Source organism: Chitinophagales bacterium (genome assembly GCA_020636495.1).
Lineage (GTDB): Bacteria > Bacteroidota > Bacteroidia > Chitinophagales > Chitinophagaceae > UBA5543.
The window spans coordinates 2813707-2831119 of sequence record JACJXQ010000008.1 but is presented as its reverse complement, the minus strand read 5'-3'; the positions used below and the strand labels follow the sequence as shown (position 1 = coordinate 2831119).

The window sequence follows — 17413 nt, the reverse complement described above, 5'->3', positions numbered from 1 at the left end:
AATTACTGATTTCGTACCGTTAATAAAATTATTACGGCATTAATATTGTTAGGCATTCACAACCCCTACTCCTGATCATCTTCGTAGAATTCATACCCTTTACGGAGTATCTTATCAAAGGTCTGCGACTGCAAAATGACTGTATCTTTGTAGTCATTGATCACGCCGTAAAAGCGGTCAGCATCATATTCGTCGGGTGTGCCGGGGCTGGATGTAGCCAGGTTCTTGCTGCGTTTATTCACCGGCATCCAGTACACATCTATTTTGGTGTCCTGCCCGTTCATATCTTCAACAGATATCTCGCAGCGTTTCGTGGCCGAAGCAATTATAGAGTCAAGACCGGTAACACCGGCAAGGAATCCTTCAAAACCAACTTGTTGAAAAAATCCTGAATATGCAGACATTCTTTTTTTATTCTGTTCACCTCGTATGCTTAGTTCCGGGTGCAGTTGTACTGTAAATGTGCCATCAGTGCTGCGTGTCATGCTGAAACTGTTCAGGTATTCTGATTCAGTGAGGTATTTTATTTCTACAGACCTTAGGCTTTCGGGTGCAATATTTATTGCCGTTCTATCTCTCCACTCTTTCAGGTTGACACTATACCTGGGAGTAAGGTAACCTGTATATGCGGGTAATTGTACAACATAGGGACGTCTTGCGCCTTCCATCAGCATATAAGTTCCTGTATTGTTCGTAGCCTGTCCTCCAACATAAAATGTGCTGATCATTTTACCATTTTTGTTGAACACCTGGGCTTTTACTGCACTTCCGGCAAGTGATTTGATAACATGGTTATGCGCATTTTCCGGTACCGGATATGCTGCAAATTGCTCATGAAAGGTAGATAGCAGATTGTCTGTCATGCGTTTGCTGGCTTTGTAGGTATCATTCACCAGCCAGCCGTTATTACCTCTCCGGAGTGATATGGTGTGTCCACTTTGGTCGGCAAGAAATATTTTATATACGTCACTGGTGTCAACTATCGTGAAGCCTGCTTCTTTCTCACCGAATATATTGTTGTCCTTAAATAAGAAATACCATACCCCGAACCCCAATATGCCTAATATAGCTATGTATATAATTGTCTTACGCATCTTCCTGTTCTCTTACTTTTGATTATTTGCCGGTTTTTCATATTTCCTTTTTCGGAAGAACAGGTAGGCTGAAGCAAATATCAACACCAGTATTACCGGTAGGCCTATATTGACAAATTGCCATTTCTGTCCTTCAGTTTTTATCCTGTTGGCATCCAGCAGGCGAAGCCTGGTATCCTTTGTCCTTGCGCTTAGCAGTCCGCTATTGTCTGTCAGGTATTCAATACAGTTTAGTACAAATGTTTTATTGGCAAATCTTGTGTCGGTAAACTTCCAGAAGCCCATCTCCATAGGGCCTGTTTTTGACGAAAAGTCGTTCTCAAGCATGTTGCCATCAGCGATCACTATCATGCTGTTCTCTGTATCGCAGGCATGAATAAAGTTACGTTTCAGGGAGTCCTGTAATACCTTCAGAAAGTTAGGGTGTAGCCTGTTGTGGAACAGCGACTGGAATTTCCCTTCCATAAGTATGGCAACAGGTAGCGGTGTTTTCGGTGTTTTGAACATTGCATCCAGTGGGTACTGCAGCATGCTAAGGCTGACACGTGCGGGAGCACTGGTCTTCCTGCTGTATTTGGAAGAATGTAATAATACAGTTTTATGTACCTCAGGGTTGGTTAGTGTATCTATGGTACTTACATACATTCCTAATACCCCGTCCAGGTTTTTTACGATCGGGTGGTTGGCATCAGGAATGAACACGGGGAAGTACATCCATTCCCTGAGTTCCATTCTTGGTTGGTTGTCTCCCGGCTGGCCATACATGATCGGCATCGGGGCGCATTGCCTGTCTTCTACCAGGGTACTGTTGATACGCGCCCCATATTTGAATAGCTGGTCGTCGAGATTCAAACCATAGTCAACCGAAATAACGGAACCATTCGCCTGCAGGCTGTCCATTGGTGTATTCAACTGGTCTATCGCCCACAGCACTTTGCCCCCATTCATCACATACTGGTCTATTTTGAATTTGTCTTTATCCTCAAAGGGAGCAGTTGGACGATTGATGATGATCGCTTTGTAGAAAGAAGGTATATACAAGTTGCCGGTCAGGTCAAAAGTGTCAACAATGTATTGTTCAGCTAATGAGTTGAGCAGGTCATAGCTGTTTAGTCCTAATGTTTCGTTATGGCCGACAATATAGGCCAGCTGTGTTTTGGTAGGGTTTTTAAGTTTATGTATGGCACTGGCAAACTTATATTCCAACTGCGATTCGGAATAGTTGAGGTTGGCTAGTGCGTCCATGCCCAGTTTGTTTTCCAGCAACCTTATGGGAGCTTCCCTGCCTGCATATTGAACTAATGCCCATGGGAAAATGAAACGCTCTGAGTAACCTTCTTCTTCGCCCTGTACCTGCAGGTTGACAGGGAATATCCCTTTCTCGGAAAGTTTAACATAAACGGCCTCTTTTTCCTTGTCAGATTTTCCGGCAAACGGGTCCATGTACTGGAACTTGATATTGCTGCCGGCAACATCACGGAATGCCTGCAACTGTTCACGGGTAGCTTCTTTCAGCCTTTGGAAGCCTGCCGGGAATTTACCATCCAGGTATACTGTGATGACTGCCACATCATCCATATTCCTGAGCACCTGTTTGGTCTCATTCGTTAGGGTGAACTTCTTTTCTTTAGTCAGGTCAAGCCCCCAATGGAACCTTACTGCCAGCATATTAACACAGATAAGTATGGCAGACAGAATGACAAGTCGGGTGATGGCCTGCCTTTTTTGTAACTTTCTTTTTTTCGATTCGTTTGTTGCCATAAAAGAATTAATCCTGGGTTGCTGTATCCCAGGTGCGACTGTTCAGTGAAAAACGTGTTAATGCCATGAATAGTGTTATAATGGACAAAAAGTAAATGACATCTCTGCTGTCCACTAATCCGCGGCTGATAGACTTGTAATGAAATGCCATGCCCACCATTGACAAGTAATAGTCTATGCCTTCTGCAAAAGAGGGCAGTGCTGCCAGTGAGTCGAAGCCGCTGTACAACAGGTAGCAGGCAAATAATGATACCAGGAATCCAACCACCTGGTTGTTGGTCAGTGAAGAACAGAAAATACCTATTGCGGTAAAACTGCCTGCCAGGAACAATAATCCGAAATAAGAACCTGCTATGGCGCCAAAATCTACTTTATTATCAATTAAAGCAAGGTTGTTAATGGTATAAGCATATATAAGTGTGGGTAACAGTGCAAAGGCCACTAAGGTGAAACATGCCAGGTATTTACCCATTATTATGTCAAAGTCAGTAAGAGGTTTGGTAGACAGCCATTCTATGGTGCCTCCCTTGAACTCATCGGCAAACGAACGCATGGTTATGGCGGGTATCAGCAGTGCCAGCAGCCAAGGTGCCAGTTCAAAATACCTGTCCATAGTAGCATACCCGTAAGCCAGGATGCTTGAGTCTTCGAATACCCATAAAAACAGGCCGCAGGCTACCAGGAACACCAGTATGGCCACATAGCCTACAATTGAGCTGAAGAATGAGTTGATCTCTTTTATGTAAATACTGCGCATTTGTTTGCCCTATCGTCTTGAAGTTGGCAAATATAACAAAATGGCAGTTGTTTTACTGTCACGCCAATGTGTTAAAGATTAGTTTAAGCTTTCAGAGAGATGGCCGGATAACAGTGACATTATACAGGGCAGGCCCGCCTTCGGCAGAATAATGCAGGTCTTCCATCAATACAATGCACTTTTGTTCTACCCGTTTGTCTAAATCAACTATGGTACTGACTAATATATATTCTTCTCCGCTATTTGTTGTGAGTATATGTGTACCGTACTGATAGGTAGTAGGCCCCTGTCGGGAAATAACACCTGTTTTTGTCACGCAACCGCCCTTGCATGCAGTGCTGGTAAAGCCACTTTCCTGTTTTGTGCAGGATGATGAGAATACAAGCAGAGTGGTAGCAAATAAAAGTAGCATCAAATATTTCATAAATGCGTATTTTCTGATATAACGTATATAGAACGTAATCTGTCGCTATTTTATTATAAGGCTTTTATCCGTGCTGCCACCTATGCATATTTACCCTATGTGTGGTATAGTGTTACCTCTGGAGCAAGAGTACTTTTGTAGCGGGTAGTTGATACACCCTGCTACCCCTTAGCGAAAGCAAAGCGGCCCTGTTTGCGGGGCCGTATTTTTTTGCATTATTTCGGAATGCTCATTGTGGCCGGACATATATGAGGATATTTGACAGCCTATTCAACTATCCTGCCGTACTTTTTTTCAGCATCTTTAAAAACAGGCAGGGGCATGGTGGACAAATAAACAAGTAGTTTGTACTTGCTCCTATCAGCGTTTTGAAGTATATAGTTACTATATATTAGTAAAATATGGCTAAGTATTGATGGGTGGAATAAAGTGCGTTTTTTTTGTTTTGTTAAAAGGTGAAGCAGGAATTGTATTTTGTTCTGAATTTATGGGCATAAAAGCTATTTTTACCTGTTAATCAAGGGATTTGAAGCGGGTCAGGAAATATTATTATAACACAGATACACATCGTTTTGAGAAACTGGAACTGTCCTGGAAAACCAGGCTTTTGCGGATAGGTGGTTTTGTGTCTGCAGCGCTGGTAACAGCGACAATCATCGTGGCTATTGCATTTCAGTTCTTAGATTCCCCTAAAGAAAAGCAGCTTAAAGACGAAATGCAGGTGTTGCGTCAGGGCTACACCGATCTGCGCAATGAGTTGGATGACATCAACAAATCGCTTACTCATTTAGAGCACCGGGATAACAATATTTACAGGGCCGTATTTGAGGCGGCGCCACTACCTGATAGTGTAAGGTTGGGTAAAGACTATAGCAATACTGACCCATTGATGTATGCCTATGCTAACCCGAATGAGCTGATAAGCAGCATGCAGGATGCTATTGGGCATATGCGCAAGCGACTGGAGTTGCAGGCAAACTCTTACGACACGTTGCAAAAGCTGGTAGAGACCAAAGAGCGCATGCTGGCATCTATACCAGCCATACAGCCTGTTTCCAACCGTACATTGGATCGCGTTGCATCGGGCTTTGGATATCGTATTGACCCGATATATAAAACACCTAAGATGCATACCGGGATTGATTTTACTGCAGCAACCGGAACACCCATATACGCTACGGGTGATGGCGTAGTAAAAGAGTCAGGGTATGACAACGGTGGTTATGGCAACAATGTGGTCATCAGTCACGGTTACGGCTATAGTTCTTTATACGGGCATATGAAAAAGGTAAAAGTGCGGACGGGAGACCGTGTAAGGAGGGGAGAAGTGATAGGCTGGGTAGGCAGTACGGGAAAAAGTACCGGTCCGCACGTACATTACGAGATCATCAAGAACGGAGAAAAGATTGATCCGATCCATTTCTTTTTTAACGACCTTTCTGCATCGGAGTATGAAAGGCTCACCAAGATCGCTGCAGCTTCCAACCAGTCTTTCGACTAACATATTTTACCAGCCGGAATATCTTTCCCTTAATTTATTCAACATTTGTTCGGGTAAATCGTTAGTTTACTATATCAATATTCTTGTGTTTATTCATAATCTACTTGTATATGAACTTTGATGATTTTATCAATAAGTATCTCTACAACGAAACAATAGGTAAGCTGGCAGTGCTTATTTTAGGTGTCGCTATTATCTGGACCATTATCCGGTTCATTAAAAGAAGGCTCGTTGGCCATATCAGTAACAATGATTACAAGTATAAAACCCGGAAGATGCTGGACTTTGCGGGTTATATGCTAATGGTCATTCTGCTGACTATCATATACAGAGATAAACTAGGTGGCCTGACTATTATGTTTGGTGTAGCAGGTGCGGGTATCGCTATTGCGTTGCAGGAAGTAATAGCTTCGGTTGCGGGCTGGCTTACTATCATGTTTGCCGGTTTTTATAAAACAGGCGACCGTGTGCAGGTAGGAGGTATAAAAGGTGATGTAGTAGATATTGGTGTGCTGCGTACTACCATCATGGAAACAGGAGAGTGGGTAGATGGTGACCTGTACAATGGCCGCATCGTATTTGTAGCTAATAGTTTTGTGTTCAAAGAGCCTGTATTCAATTATTCAGGAGAGTTCCCTTTTTTGTGGGATGAGATAAAAATTCCCGTACAGTATGGAAGTGATTACGCACAGGCTGAGAAGATACTGCTGGACGTAGCCGGACATGTGGCGGGCGACCTGACAACAGAGTCTAAAGAGAAATGGAACAGCATGTTGTATAAGTACAAACTGGAAGATGCTCAAACGGCACCTATGGTATCTGTTGTTGCTAATGAGAACTGGGTGGAGTTTACTTTGCGTTATGTAGTATTGTATAAGCGCAGGCGCAGGACGAAGACAGAATTGTTCACACAGATATTAGCTGAGATAGAAAAACCACACAGTAAGGTCAAGATAACTACAGCAACACTGAATATAGGTGCCATGCCACACCTGGATGTAGAGGTAAAGAACAGGATGCCGTAAAAACCCATTACCATTGTCGCTTTTCCACCATGTAATGTTGTATTCGCTGTTTTACTTTTGTTCCGTTATATCACACTAAAATGAAACATTATGAATAAGATAACACCATTCTTATGGTTTGACAACAACCTGGAAGAAGCGATCACATTTTATACATCGGTTTTCAAAAATGCACAGGTTGTTAATATACACAGGCAAACACCTGACGGTCCTGCATTTACAGCCACTTTTGAGTTGGAAGGACAACGCTTTATGGGACTGAATGGTGGACCGATGTTCAAATTTACTGAAGCGGTTTCGTTTTTTGTTCACTGCAAAGACCAGGAGGAAATAGATTATTTCTGGGAAAGCCTGACGGCAGATGGGGGAGAAGAAAGTATGTGCGGATGGTTGAAGGACAAGTATGGCTTGTCGTGGCAGATAGTTCCTGCGTCACTAGAACAATTGTTGTATCATGAAGACCCTGAGAAATCGGCGAGAGCCATGCAGGCATTGCTTAAAATGAGAAAGCTGGATATAGCCACACTGCAAAATGCATAGCATTTAACACAAGTTAAACAGGCCTTTAACTATTTGTTGCATCTTCAGGAGCGTCTTATAGGTACACTCGAACATGCTCTTATGAAAAATATACTACTCTTTGCCGCTTGCGTGTATCTGTCAGCAGGTTTTGCACAAACCGATAGTAAGTACCCGCCACACAAATTGTCTCATGAGGATTCTACCAAGGTGGATGAATATTGGGTAAAAGCAAACCACGTAAGGTTGGGCTCTGAGCTGCGGCAGTTGTATTTAGATAGTGCCCTGGCTATTATGCCCTGGAATGCTTATTTCTGGCAACAGAAGGCAATGCCTCTTAGCAAAGCCATGAAGCACGAACTGGCAGCTCCTTTCCTGGATAGTGCGGTAAAGTATGACCCCGGTCGTTGGCTGGAATACCGTGGATTCATTAATTGTATCTTCAGCAAACAGTATCGTGCTGCACTTGAGGATTTTTATGGTGCAACAGTCTTGAATGGTAATAGCGGAGTTATGGACCATCCCTATTATTTCTACGAAGCATTATGCCACCTGCAATTGAATCACGTAGATTCTGCCCGTTACCTTTTGCAGAAATGTATTGAAGAGCGGACAGCAAAACTAGGCGCAGATTGGACACACCACCTGCATTGGTTTTACCTGGGTATTACATGGTACGAGGAGGAAAACAAGGCTAATGCAATAGAATGTTTTGACCAGGCACTGAAACTGAACCCTACCTTTCCGGACGCGCTGTTTTACAAAGCACAATGCTTGTGGCAGATGGGCGATAAGAGAACAGCGCTGGATATGATGTATACAACTGATAGCCTGGTGCAAAAGGGATATTCAATGAATGAAGACAACAACCGCTATGAAACATATCCCTACCAGATGCGGCCCTATGCATTACAGTATGCTACCAAATGGTTGAAAAAGGAACTGGAAGAATAATATGTAGCCTTTTTATGCTATCTATTAACCCCTGATTATACAATTGTCATTATTTAGGTGTGTTTGTGTCAAGTTATTGTTAAACAGTTAGTTACAGCCTAACGAAGCGTAACGTTTCTCCGTCTTAACATACAACACAAACCTATTTTTATGAAACCGTCATTAGAGGAAGTTATGAAACAACTGTTAGTAATGAATACTAACAAAAATGCACAACACAACTGGATACTGCTTACTGACCTGGCGCAAGAGCTGAATACTCATATGGATAATATTATGCCATGCCTGTTACAGTTAAAACGCGACGAATGCCTTGAATTTAATAAGGGAAAATACCGCCTTGCCGTCAACATATTGAAGGGTGAGCCTGTGTCTTAACAAAGAGTAATTTTTAGATGTTTACGAAAACGAGAGTGATGCTTCTGTGTTACTCTCGTTTTTTATGGTATTAGTATTGTCACATTTTTGTCATAGGAATTGGTGATGATAAGGTTTGGCCTTTTTATTCGTCATACCACTTAACCCGCCAAGTGTCTATATAATGTTGCTTGGCGGGTGAATATCAGAACCAAAACTGCTTTATTATGCTGGCCAGACTACAACACCCGTTATGTGTGCTGAATATTACTGACGAATTAACCCGGGAATGTCACGACCTGGAGTACAGGAAAGACCTGTTAAGTGTACTTATTCTGAAAGATAACCATGGGTCTGTATTAGTAAATGGTGCAGATGTGTATGTTGAGGGACATGCCCTGTGTTTTCTTACTCATTACCAGCCGGTAGTATTTTCGGGTATGCCTTTGGGCGGAGCCTCGGTTATACAGTTCAATGCGGATGTGTTTTGCATACAGCAACACGATAGTGAGATCGGCTGTAACGGTACTTTGTTTAATTCAATATACGAGCCTCCTATACTCAATGTCACTACAGATCAATTGAGCATATTCAATGCAATAGTGCAGCAGATGTTGTATGAGTTGTCTGCAAATAAAGCGGGCAGGCTGGATATGTTGGAATGTTATATTAAGCAGATACTTGTTCATGCAGTGCGTATCAAAAGGTCAAGGCCGGCTTGTAGCATTCGGGCAGATGCAGGTAATGACGTTACAAGGATGTCGGAATTTCGGCAATTGGTGGGCGAACATTACAGGAATGAACGTAAACTCAAATTCTATGCCGATAACCTGCATGTTTCCGAGTCGTACTTATACAAGCTGGTGAAAAGATCTACCGGCAGGAATTTTACAGAGTTGCTGGGCGACAGGTTGTTGCTGGATGCCAAGTCGCAGTTGTTCGTTACAAATGATACGGTAAAAGAGATATCCTACGAACTGGGTTTCAACGATCCTGCTTACTTCAACCGATTTTTCAAAAAGCAGTGTGGTGTTACTCCCGAACAATACCGGCAAACAATACGGAATTGTCCTGTATCTGTATAGAATAGTACCATGATTTATGGTATTTGTTAATGACATTTATTCAAAAGACATAGAACAAGGATTATGAAAAGAAGTATTTTATTGTTATCAGCAGCCATCGTGGTAATGGCATCATGTAAAAAAGAAAATAACAACATTACTCCTGTCTCAACTATGGAGATGGGTAAAGACCCGGCAACGGCAGAAGAGGTGTCTGTAGACCGTTTCAGTTCAAGCGCGGGTATGCTTATGGTACGCGATGCCAATAATGGCTTGCCGGGACCCAACGAAGCCATTGATTATGATAAAGGAGAGCCATTTATAACAAAGGGCTTAGGACCTGATGGCCAGATGGTGGAATATTACAATTTTGATGTACAGCCGGTTCAGCCTGCACCGATATACGTATTGTTCAAAGATGGGGCAAGCGATCCGGTATCAGGTCAACTGAATATTATAGATGTAATACCGGGTGACGCAGGGTATAATGATTTTTGGAAGGTGATAAAAGTGACCGTGCCTGCCGATTATGTGGCCAATACTGTTACCAGTTTCGCTGAAATTACGGATAAAGGTTATGCAATGACACCAACTGATATGCTGGTCAACTGCCCGGTTGTGCCCAAAGGCTCAAAAGCTACCAGGCGTCTGACGAGTGAACCTGCCGGCCTGGTTATGGGCTGGTACAAGGGCAAAGTGGTGTATTATTTCTCCTTTACCGAGAGGAAACTTTCCGGTTCGGCAGTACCATTATCGCCCATATTTGTCACCTTCAACATTAATCCAGATATGATGGGCGGTGGTCCGCCATCAGGTTTCGTCTCAGAAATGGGTAGCGCGCAAACACATAATGTAGTAGCAACCATTCCGTCAGACAATGGTTATTCACCGTTGTGGAACGTGAATGTGTATGATAATGCGGACTTTATGAACGTTGGCAATTTATCACAGGCGCAGATGGCTAATATCCTGGCAACAGGTGTGGCTAATGTCAATTGTCCCATTGTTTCAGTCAGGTAAGTTATTTTTTATAAGTATGGTGCACAGGGGGCTTTAGCTCCCTGTGTTGTTTTGCAGAGTGAGTGTTCTTCTGGTGGATGAAGAGCGTACCGGGGGCATTCCTCAGAATTTAGGCTCATCACTAAGTATTGAGTGTTTTTTATAAGGTCAAAATTATGTATATTTGTATGTTATGTGTGGCTGTTGGTATGTCTGTGCTATTTGAAACATAATGCAACAAAAACAGCCGTTTTTTAATAACAAAACTTAACAAATTAGAATGTAACTATTTGGTTTTCAATAAAATAATCCCCAAATCATGAAAATGCACAATCATCACAGTAACAACAATACATCGCATTCTAAAATCAATTATTTGACACAGGCTGCCCGTTTTCGTATATTACTAGAGTATTATCTCATTTGCGAAGTTGGATTTATTTAAAAAAATCTCCATACCTTCGCGCAAATTTTAGAATTTACTATGAATTGGAACCCCGCAGCGCTGGCCGAAGAGTTGAGTGCAACTACGCAAAAGCTGGCCAAAGGTTACGAAACCTTACAGAGTATTGAGGATGTAGAAGTAGCTACCACACCTAAAGAAAAAGTTTGGCAGCGCGACCACGTAAGTATGTACCATTACACACGCGACAGCAAGCCAAAGTGCGCCACCCCCGTGCTGGTGTCTTTCGCTATGCTGAACCGCCACGACGTATTGGACCTGCAACCGGACCGCAGCCTGATGAAGAAGCTGCTGGACGAAGGCCTGGATATTTACATCATGGATTGGGGCTACCCGACAAAGGCTGATCGTTACCTGACAATGGAAGATTACATTGATGGTTATATGAACGACGCGGTAGACTTCATCCGCAAGAGCAATGGGGTGGATAAGATACACAAGATGGGTATCTGTCAGGGGGGTACGTATAGTATGATATATGCCAGCCTGTATCCTGAAAAACTGGCTTCGCTGACTACATATGTGGCACCGTTCGATTTTGAGCCGGGTGGCAACTGCATGCTGTATACATGGGCAAAATATATTGATGTAGATGCTATGGTAGATGCTGTAGGTACTATACCCGGCGATATGATAGACAGTGCTTTTGGTATGTTGAAACCTAGTATGAACATCAGCAAATACCTGGGTGTAATGGACAGCCTTGGTGATGAAGCTAAAATGATGAACTTCCTGCGCATGGAAAAATGGAAGGGTGACTTGCCTTCAATGCCGGGCGAGATGTATCGCAAATACATAAAAGACCTGTTCCGCGATAACCTGCTGATAAAAGGTGAATTTGAACTAGGTGGCCGCAAGGTAGACTTGAAGAATATGACTGTACCGTACCTGAATGTATATGCAACGGAGGATACGATCATACCTAATGACAGTACACTGCCTGTAATGAAGGCGATAGGTAGCAAGGACAAGGAAGAATATGCTTTCCCAGGCGGGCATATTGGCGTGTTTGTAGGTGGTAAGTCTCAGAAAGAATTGGGCCCTGCTGTAGCAAAATGGGTTATTAAACGTTGCTGATCAGCACTTTAAGTACTATATTACAGAAAGGTGTACTTATTTGGTACGCCTTTCTGTTTTATTAGATCATGTTTGAAACGATAACTAAATATACACAGCATTATGTACGCCTTTCCAATGGCTGCAATGTGGCATATATAGACGAGGGTAAGGGAGACAAGACTTTACTATTTGTTCATGGACTTGCCACGTATGCCCAGACATGGGCATTCAATATCGAAGCGCTGAAAGACCGTTATCGCTGTATAGCAATTGACCTGCCGGGCAATGGTTACTCTGACGGCGGCGATTATCCTTATGGTATCAACTTTTATTCAGGATGTGTATATGATTTCATGCTGCAACTTGGGCTGGATAATGTGGTGCCTGTTGGGCATAGTATGGGCGGGCATGTATTGTTGAACCTGGTTATTAATCACCCGACTGTCTGCAAGGAGATGATATTATGTGCGCCTGCCGGTTTTGAGACCTATTCGCATATTGAGCGTACAATATACTCCGCCAGTATTCATTTCCTGGATATGTTCTCGACAGAGGAGAACAGTTTACGGCAGATTCTAAAGGCAAGTTTCATGAACTACCCATCAAAAATGGATGGAATGGTGCAGGAGTTGGTAGACCTGATGAACAAACAACCAATGGTGCAATACCGGAAAATGATAGAAGCCTGCATTATGGGGATGATGGAAGAACCTGTATTTGATCAACTAAAGACCATCCAGCAGAGGGTGTTAGTCATATTTGGAGAGAGAGACGCATTGATACCCAATAATAAACTGCACTTCATGTCTACCCGTAACCTTGCCGAGCGTGGTGTAGCACAGATACCTCATGCAAGGCTCGAAATGTTGCCTCGTTGCGGGCACTTCCTGCAATTGGAAAAGCCTGAACAGACCAATAAGTTGATGCAGGAGTTCCTGGAAGCTACTTCTTAATACCGGGGTATTTCATGTTCAGGCCGTTGAGCAGGTTGCGCAGCTTTTCGGCTATGAAGTAGGATTTGTACCAATTCTGGTCGGATGGGACAATATGCCATGGAATATCGCTACAAGCATTAAATGCCTCTTCATAATACTTCATATAAGTATCCCATAGTGCGGATTCGTCAAAATCCCTGGAGTTATATTTCCACATTTTGCGGGGTATTTTCAGCCTTTCTTCAAGCCTGTCGTGCTGTTCCTCTTGCGATACATGCAGGTAGAATTTCAGTATATGGGTGTTGGCATGATTGGCCAGCAGGTTCTCAAAATCGTTTATGGCTTTGATGCGTTTTATGGCTGTTGCATCATCAATCATATTATGTACCCTTGTGACCAGTATGTCTTCGTAATGAGAACGGTTAAAGACATGTATCATGCCTTTGGGTGGGGTGACCTGGTGTACACGCCATAGGAAGTCGTGAGAGAGTTCCAGCTCAGTAGGAACCTTAAATGAATATACTCTTACGCCATTTGGATTGACATGGCTGAATACATCGCGGACAAGCCCGTCTTTGCCGCTGGCGTCCATTCCTTGCAGAACAATAAGTATGCTATGCTTATTTTCAGCATACAGCAGGTTTTGCAGTTCATCCAGCTCTGTAAGTATAGCCGTAAGCTTGTTTTTGGTTTCATCCTTATCCCAGCCTTTCGGTGCCCGGGTGCTAATATCTTTCAGCCTTATCTCTCCCATTTAATACGATTTACATATCAGCGTTGAACAGCCTGCGATAGGCTTTAATGAATATGGCACCCAGGTTTTTGTGTGGTGGCACATAGTCATCAAACATCTCTTTATATGGCCCGCGCACCTGGTCGAAATGGCCACTAAGGCCAGCCCATGTGTTGATCCAGTTGATGTCCTGTCCTGCAGATATCTGGTCGTTAATGGTTTTAATAATAGGCTCATTGATGCTCATAGCACCGGTTTGTTTAGAAGATATTATGTTTGCATTCGGCGCTTTAGCAAGTACGGTTGACAGGTTGTGGTATCCACCACAAGACCCCAGGATCACGATCTTGTTTTCTTTTGATATTCTGTCAATTGTCAGTGGGAGGTGGTAACTGTGCCCCCTGTGTACCAATACAGTTGGGTGGATATTGTTGGCTGCCAGATATTCGCATGTTTTGGCTACGGCTACTTCATCTTCGGGTTCTTCCAATGGCATATTTGCAAATACCACAATCGGTTTGCCGGAGATAGAAGTGATCTTGGTCCAGTATTCGGTTTTCTCAATAGCCCATTTGGTTCTGTCTTTAAAGTTGGTCAGGAAGCTATTGTAAGATGCTGCACCATCTTCGTCACCGTAAAAGAAGAATTGTTCGTAAACGACTTTATCCTGATCACTGGTCAGCTTGTTATAGGGAACAAGGTTGATAGGAGGCAATTTCAGCTTGGATGATTGTGCCTGCACCGCATCACTGTTGTCGTTGTTCTTGGTACCCTCAAATAAGGTCGCCAGCAAGCCGTACACGATCACTCCTTTTTTGCTGCCTTCCCTGTAAGATTGTTCGTAGTTATATTTTACCTCGTTGCGCAGAAAATTGGCCAGGTTCTCATCTTTGATACTGCCAAATGCGTCTGCAACATCCACTGCATCTTCCAAGTCGTCTTCTTTGCCATGTCCAAGGCCGGCGATAAAGTCTGTCATTACAGAAATACGCCTGGTTGAGTCCATGGTGCCAAGGAAACGATCCAAAGTGTTGTAGCCTGCGCACATGCGTATAAAAGTTCTGAATTTATCCCTGTGTACCATGTCCAGTAACTGGTCTCCGTGCATATTACCCATGCGCTCCATCATACGGTTGAAGGTGCCTACAAAGCTACTGGTGTATATTTCATCCTGGCCATATACCATGATGAAATACAGTACTTCGGGTGCCAGCCCGTTAATACATTTGAAGCGAACCGGAGGTTTTTCTTCATGCAGATCATTCATTTCGCGTATATACCTCAAACCGCGGTAGTGCAGTTCGTCAGTGTAAGTATCTCCCGCAAGGCCAACATTTTCCAGTTTTAGACGTACCAGGTTTTGGTAAAAGAGGTCTTCGTTCGCAGTGATCACGTCTATTTCCTGTATTGTCTTTCTTCCGGTAAAAATGTCGTTGAGAAAAGGCATAGCCCTTAGCGGAGATTTAGAGAAACGTGCAATTTTTACAATTGTTTGCACGAGTGGGTCGGGGCAGCGTTCTACTGCATAACGTATGTAGCTTGTAGAGGTAGCATAGTTGAATACTTTGTTGGGTACTACCCTGGCAGCTGCAGCAATAATATCGCAGGCATATGAATGCTGTGCAAACTCACTCAACCTGTCGATCATCATTGAAGGTTCTTTCCTCCCCATTTCGCGGTAAAGAAACTGCCTGTCCATATTGCCTGTATCCAGTATCTGGTTACAGTTGTTCAGGGTATACACATTTATATTGTCGTCTATGAAGCTGGACATTCTACCTTCATAGTGTGCAATAATGAACTCGCGTAGATTAGTGGTAAGTCTTTTGTAGAAATAGCCATCGGGAGCAGGATCAGATAGATACCGTTTCAGTAGATCGTCTACCTGCTGCAGGTAGCGCAGTTTATTATTGTGTTCCAATCGGGCGTCCCAGCCAGGCAGTTCCGGAGGGAGATTCTCGATCATTATTTCCAAATGGTCAACATCTTTCAGCAAAGATTCGGTGAAGAGCCTGCTAAAAACAGTATCATCCTTCACCGTTACCTTACCATCCAGCGCACCATCGGCTTCATCAATTCTTTTCTGAAATTCGTCAATATGCCCTCTGCCATCGTGCCATAATTGCCTCTGTAATGGTATAGGATTGATGAGCGTATCCACATCATAGATACTGACCGCAACTTCATTTTCCTCGTTGTCCTTTTTCTTCCTTTTCTGCGCTGACGCGGGTTGACTTACCCACAATAATATCAACGCCAATAACCCAGCAAAACGGAATATCCTTTTTGTCATTATAATACTTTATACACTTAACAAGCGAAAATACGTAAAGCAGCTGTTAAGCGTGTACAAATAATGGTTATTAACCATTTATTATGAAACTGCTGAAAGCTCTCCCGTATACATTGGGAAAGAGGTCATGAATTCATTTACTTCACCTTTTACTGCGGCAATAACACTTTCATTATCAGGATTCATAAGTACACGGTCTACCCAGTCTACTATCTGGGCCATGTGTTCTTCTTTCAGCCCACGTGTAGTGACAGCAGGTACACCTATTCTTATGCCCGAAGTAACAAAAGGAGAACGATCATCGAAAGGTACCATATTTTTATTGAGTGTAATATCAGCCTGTACCAAGGTGTTCTCAGCTTTTTTACCTGTAATATTTTTATTGTGCAGGTCTATCAATACCAGGTGGTTGTCCGTTCCGCCGGATACTACGTGGTAGTCTTTGGCTACCAATGCCTGTGCCAGAGCCTGTGCATTATTAATAACCTGTTGTGTGTATATGCCAAATTCCGGTTGTAATATCTCATGGAACGCAACGGCTTTTGCAGCAATAGTATGTTCCAACGGCCCGCCCTGTATACCGGGAAATACAGCAAGATCAATAAGCTGGCTCATCATACGTATCTCTCCTTTTGGCCCGGTAATACCCCAGGGGTTCTCAAAGTCACGCTTCATCATGATCAAACCACCACGAGGCCCGCGTAGTGTTTTGTGCGTGGTAGTGGTAACAAAATGGCAATGTTCGAAAGGGTCATTCAGGTGTTTTTTTGCAATAAGGCCTGCAGGATGTGAGATATCGGCCAGTACGAGCGCACCCACTTTGTCTGCAATAGCACGTATGCGTACATAGTCCCAGTCGCGACTGTAGGCAGAAGCACCACATATCAACAATTTAGGTTTATGCTCCATTGCCTTCTTTTCCATGTCATCGTAGTCTACCAGGCCATCTTCTTTACGCACGCCATAGTGGAAAGCCTGGTATAACTTACCTGAGAAACTAACCGCCGAGCCATGTGTCAGGTGACCACCCATACTCAGGTCGAGACCAAGTATCACGTCACCGGGATTGAGTACAGCCAGCATAACGCCTGCATTAGCCTGTGATCCGCTGTGAGGCTGGACATTGGCATAATCCACGCCAAATATTTCTTTCGCTCTTTCTATTGCTAAAGTTTCTGTTTTATCTACTACTTCGCATCCGCCATAGTAACGTCTGCCGGGATAACCTTCAGCGTATTTATTTGTCAGCACACTCCCCATAGCCTGTATTACCTGCGAGCTGGCAAAATTTTCAGATGCTATAAGTTCCAGGCCCCTGCGTTGGCGTTCCAGTTCTTCGTTTATCAATCCAAAGATGACAGTATCTTTTTGCATGTAGTAAAATTTACCTGCAATATAATTGAAACGGAGTGGAAAATGAAAGACAGGCTTTCAATAAAGGCCGTGACATGGGTAAGGAAGTCGTGCCAGATATT

16 protein-coding genes are annotated in these 17413 nt (G+C 43.3%); 9 read left to right on the top strand and 7 right to left on the bottom strand.

What is annotated here, in order from left to right; all coding sequences use genetic code 11:
• Positions 1-65 precede the first annotated feature (65 nt).
• The 4 genes from H6550_12620 to H6550_12605 all read right to left on the bottom strand — a co-directional run bounded on the left by H6550_12620 (position 66) and on the right by H6550_12605 (position 4036).
• Positions 66-1094 (bottom strand): DUF4340 domain-containing protein, encoded by a 1029-nt coding sequence (locus H6550_12620; protein ID MCB9046968.1) that lies wholly within the window; start codon positions 1092-1094, stop codon positions 66-68.
• A gap of 12 nt (positions 1095-1106) precedes the next feature.
• Entirely contained in the window at positions 1107-2855 is a 1749-nt protein-coding gene (gene gldG / locus H6550_12615; GenBank protein ID MCB9046967.1) for a gliding motility-associated ABC transporter substrate-binding protein GldG, read from the bottom strand.
• A 7-nt stretch (positions 2856-2862) separates the two neighbouring features.
• The gene (gene gldF, locus H6550_12610; protein ID MCB9046966.1) at positions 2863-3612 is read right to left on the bottom strand and encodes a gliding motility-associated ABC transporter permease subunit GldF; all 750 of its coding nucleotides are present in this window, start codon (positions 3610-3612) and stop codon (positions 2863-2865) included.
• A gap of 91 nt (positions 3613-3703) precedes the next feature.
• Positions 3704-4036 (bottom strand): hypothetical protein, encoded by a 333-nt coding sequence (locus H6550_12605; protein MCB9046965.1) that lies wholly within the window; start codon positions 4034-4036, stop codon positions 3704-3706.
• A 526-nt stretch (positions 4037-4562) separates the two neighbouring features.
• Between H6550_12605 and H6550_12600 the strand changes: the two genes are divergently transcribed.
• The 9 genes from H6550_12600 to H6550_12560 all read left to right on the top strand — a co-directional run bounded on the left by H6550_12600 (position 4563) and on the right by H6550_12560 (position 12930).
• Positions 4563-5537 (top strand): M23 family metallopeptidase, encoded by a 975-nt coding sequence (locus H6550_12600; GenBank protein ID MCB9046964.1) that lies wholly within the window; start codon positions 4563-4565, stop codon positions 5535-5537.
• A 110-nt stretch (positions 5538-5647) separates the two neighbouring features.
• On the top strand, positions 5648-6562 hold the full coding sequence (locus tag H6550_12595; protein ID MCB9046963.1) for a mechanosensitive ion channel family protein: 915 nt from the start codon (positions 5648-5650) through the stop codon (positions 6560-6562).
• A gap of 90 nt (positions 6563-6652) precedes the next feature.
• Positions 6653-7102: a VOC family protein gene (locus H6550_12590; protein MCB9046962.1), complete on the top strand. Its 450-nt coding sequence runs from the start codon at positions 6653-6655 to the stop codon at positions 7100-7102.
• An 81-nt stretch (positions 7103-7183) separates the two neighbouring features.
• Positions 7184-8035: a tetratricopeptide repeat protein gene (locus H6550_12585; protein MCB9046961.1), complete on the top strand. Its 852-nt coding sequence runs from the start codon at positions 7184-7186 to the stop codon at positions 8033-8035.
• Positions 8036-8185: 150 nt separating this feature from the next.
• Positions 8186-8413, top strand: coding sequence for a hypothetical protein (locus tag H6550_12580; GenBank protein MCB9046960.1), 228 nt, complete (start codon positions 8186-8188; stop codon positions 8411-8413).
• A gap of 206 nt (positions 8414-8619) precedes the next feature.
• Positions 8620-9477, top strand: a complete 858-nt coding sequence (locus tag H6550_12575; GenBank protein ID MCB9046959.1) for a helix-turn-helix transcriptional regulator — start codon at positions 8620-8622, stop codon at positions 9475-9477.
• Positions 9478-9540: 63 nt separating this feature from the next.
• Positions 9541-10476 (top strand): hypothetical protein, encoded by a 936-nt coding sequence (locus tag H6550_12570; protein ID MCB9046958.1) that lies wholly within the window; start codon positions 9541-9543, stop codon positions 10474-10476.
• Between the two features lie 463 nt (positions 10477-10939).
• Positions 10940-11995, top strand: coding sequence for a class III poly(R)-hydroxyalkanoic acid synthase subunit PhaC (phaC, locus tag H6550_12565; protein ID MCB9046957.1), 1056 nt, complete (start codon positions 10940-10942; stop codon positions 11993-11995).
• Between the two features lie 68 nt (positions 11996-12063).
• Positions 12064-12930, top strand: coding sequence for an alpha/beta hydrolase (locus tag H6550_12560; protein MCB9046956.1), 867 nt, complete (start codon positions 12064-12066; stop codon positions 12928-12930).
• On the opposite strand, the gene H6550_12555 is transcribed toward H6550_12560, so the two are convergent.
• The 3 genes from H6550_12555 to H6550_12545 form a co-directional block, all read right to left on the bottom strand.
• On the bottom strand, positions 12920-13666 hold the full coding sequence (locus H6550_12555; GenBank protein MCB9046955.1) for a polyphosphate kinase: 747 nt from the start codon (positions 13664-13666) through the stop codon (positions 12920-12922). The two genes, H6550_12560 and H6550_12555, sit on opposite strands and share 11 nt — an antisense overlap.
• A 10-nt stretch (positions 13667-13676) precedes the next feature.
• Positions 13677-15938, bottom strand: a complete 2262-nt coding sequence (locus H6550_12550; GenBank protein ID MCB9046954.1) for a hypothetical protein — start codon at positions 15936-15938, stop codon at positions 13677-13679.
• A gap of 81 nt (positions 15939-16019) precedes the next feature.
• A complete protein-coding gene (locus H6550_12545; protein MCB9046953.1) occupies positions 16020-17312 on the bottom strand; it encodes a serine hydroxymethyltransferase in 1293 nt (430 codons plus the stop codon).
• Positions 17313-17413 lie beyond the last annotated feature (101 nt).

Excerpts from the sequence above, each read along its gene's own strand:
- H6550_12620 (MCB9046968.1), bottom strand. The coding sequence starts at position 1,094 with ATGCGTAAGACAATTATATACATAGCTATATTAGGCATATTGGGGTTC.
- H6550_12550 (MCB9046954.1), bottom strand. The coding sequence starts at position 15,938 with ATGACAAAAAGGATATTCCGTTTTGCTGGGTTATTGGCGTTGATATTA.
- H6550_12580 (MCB9046960.1), top strand. The coding sequence starts at position 8,186 with ATGAAACCGTCATTAGAGGAAGTTATGAAACAACTGTTAGTAATGAAT.
- H6550_12575 (MCB9046959.1), top strand. The coding sequence starts at position 8,620 with ATGCTGGCCAGACTACAACACCCGTTATGTGTGCTGAATATTACTGAC.
- H6550_12560 (MCB9046956.1), top strand. The coding sequence starts at position 12,064 with ATGTTTGAAACGATAACTAAATATACACAGCATTATGTACGCCTTTCC.
- H6550_12605 (MCB9046965.1), bottom strand. The coding sequence starts at position 4,036 with ATGAAATATTTGATGCTACTTTTATTTGCTACCACTCTGCTTGTATTC.
- H6550_12585 (MCB9046961.1), top strand. The coding sequence starts at position 7,184 with ATGAAAAATATACTACTCTTTGCCGCTTGCGTGTATCTGTCAGCAGGT.
- H6550_12545 (MCB9046953.1), bottom strand. The coding sequence starts at position 17,312 with ATGCAAAAAGATACTGTCATCTTTGGATTGATAAACGAAGAACTGGAA.
- gldF (MCB9046966.1), bottom strand. The coding sequence starts at position 3,612 with ATGCGCAGTATTTACATAAAAGAGATCAACTCATTCTTCAGCTCAATT.
- gldG (MCB9046967.1), bottom strand. The coding sequence starts at position 2,855 with ATGGCAACAAACGAATCGAAAAAAAGAAAGTTACAAAAAAGGCAGGCC.
- phaC (MCB9046957.1), top strand. The coding sequence starts at position 10,940 with ATGAATTGGAACCCCGCAGCGCTGGCCGAAGAGTTGAGTGCAACTACG.
- H6550_12555 (MCB9046955.1), bottom strand. The coding sequence starts at position 13,666 with ATGGGAGAGATAAGGCTGAAAGATATTAGCACCCGGGCACCGAAAGGC.
- H6550_12570 (MCB9046958.1), top strand. The coding sequence starts at position 9,541 with ATGAAAAGAAGTATTTTATTGTTATCAGCAGCCATCGTGGTAATGGCA.
- H6550_12590 (MCB9046962.1), top strand. The coding sequence starts at position 6,653 with ATGAATAAGATAACACCATTCTTATGGTTTGACAACAACCTGGAAGAA.
- H6550_12595 (MCB9046963.1), top strand. The coding sequence starts at position 5,648 with ATGAACTTTGATGATTTTATCAATAAGTATCTCTACAACGAAACAATA.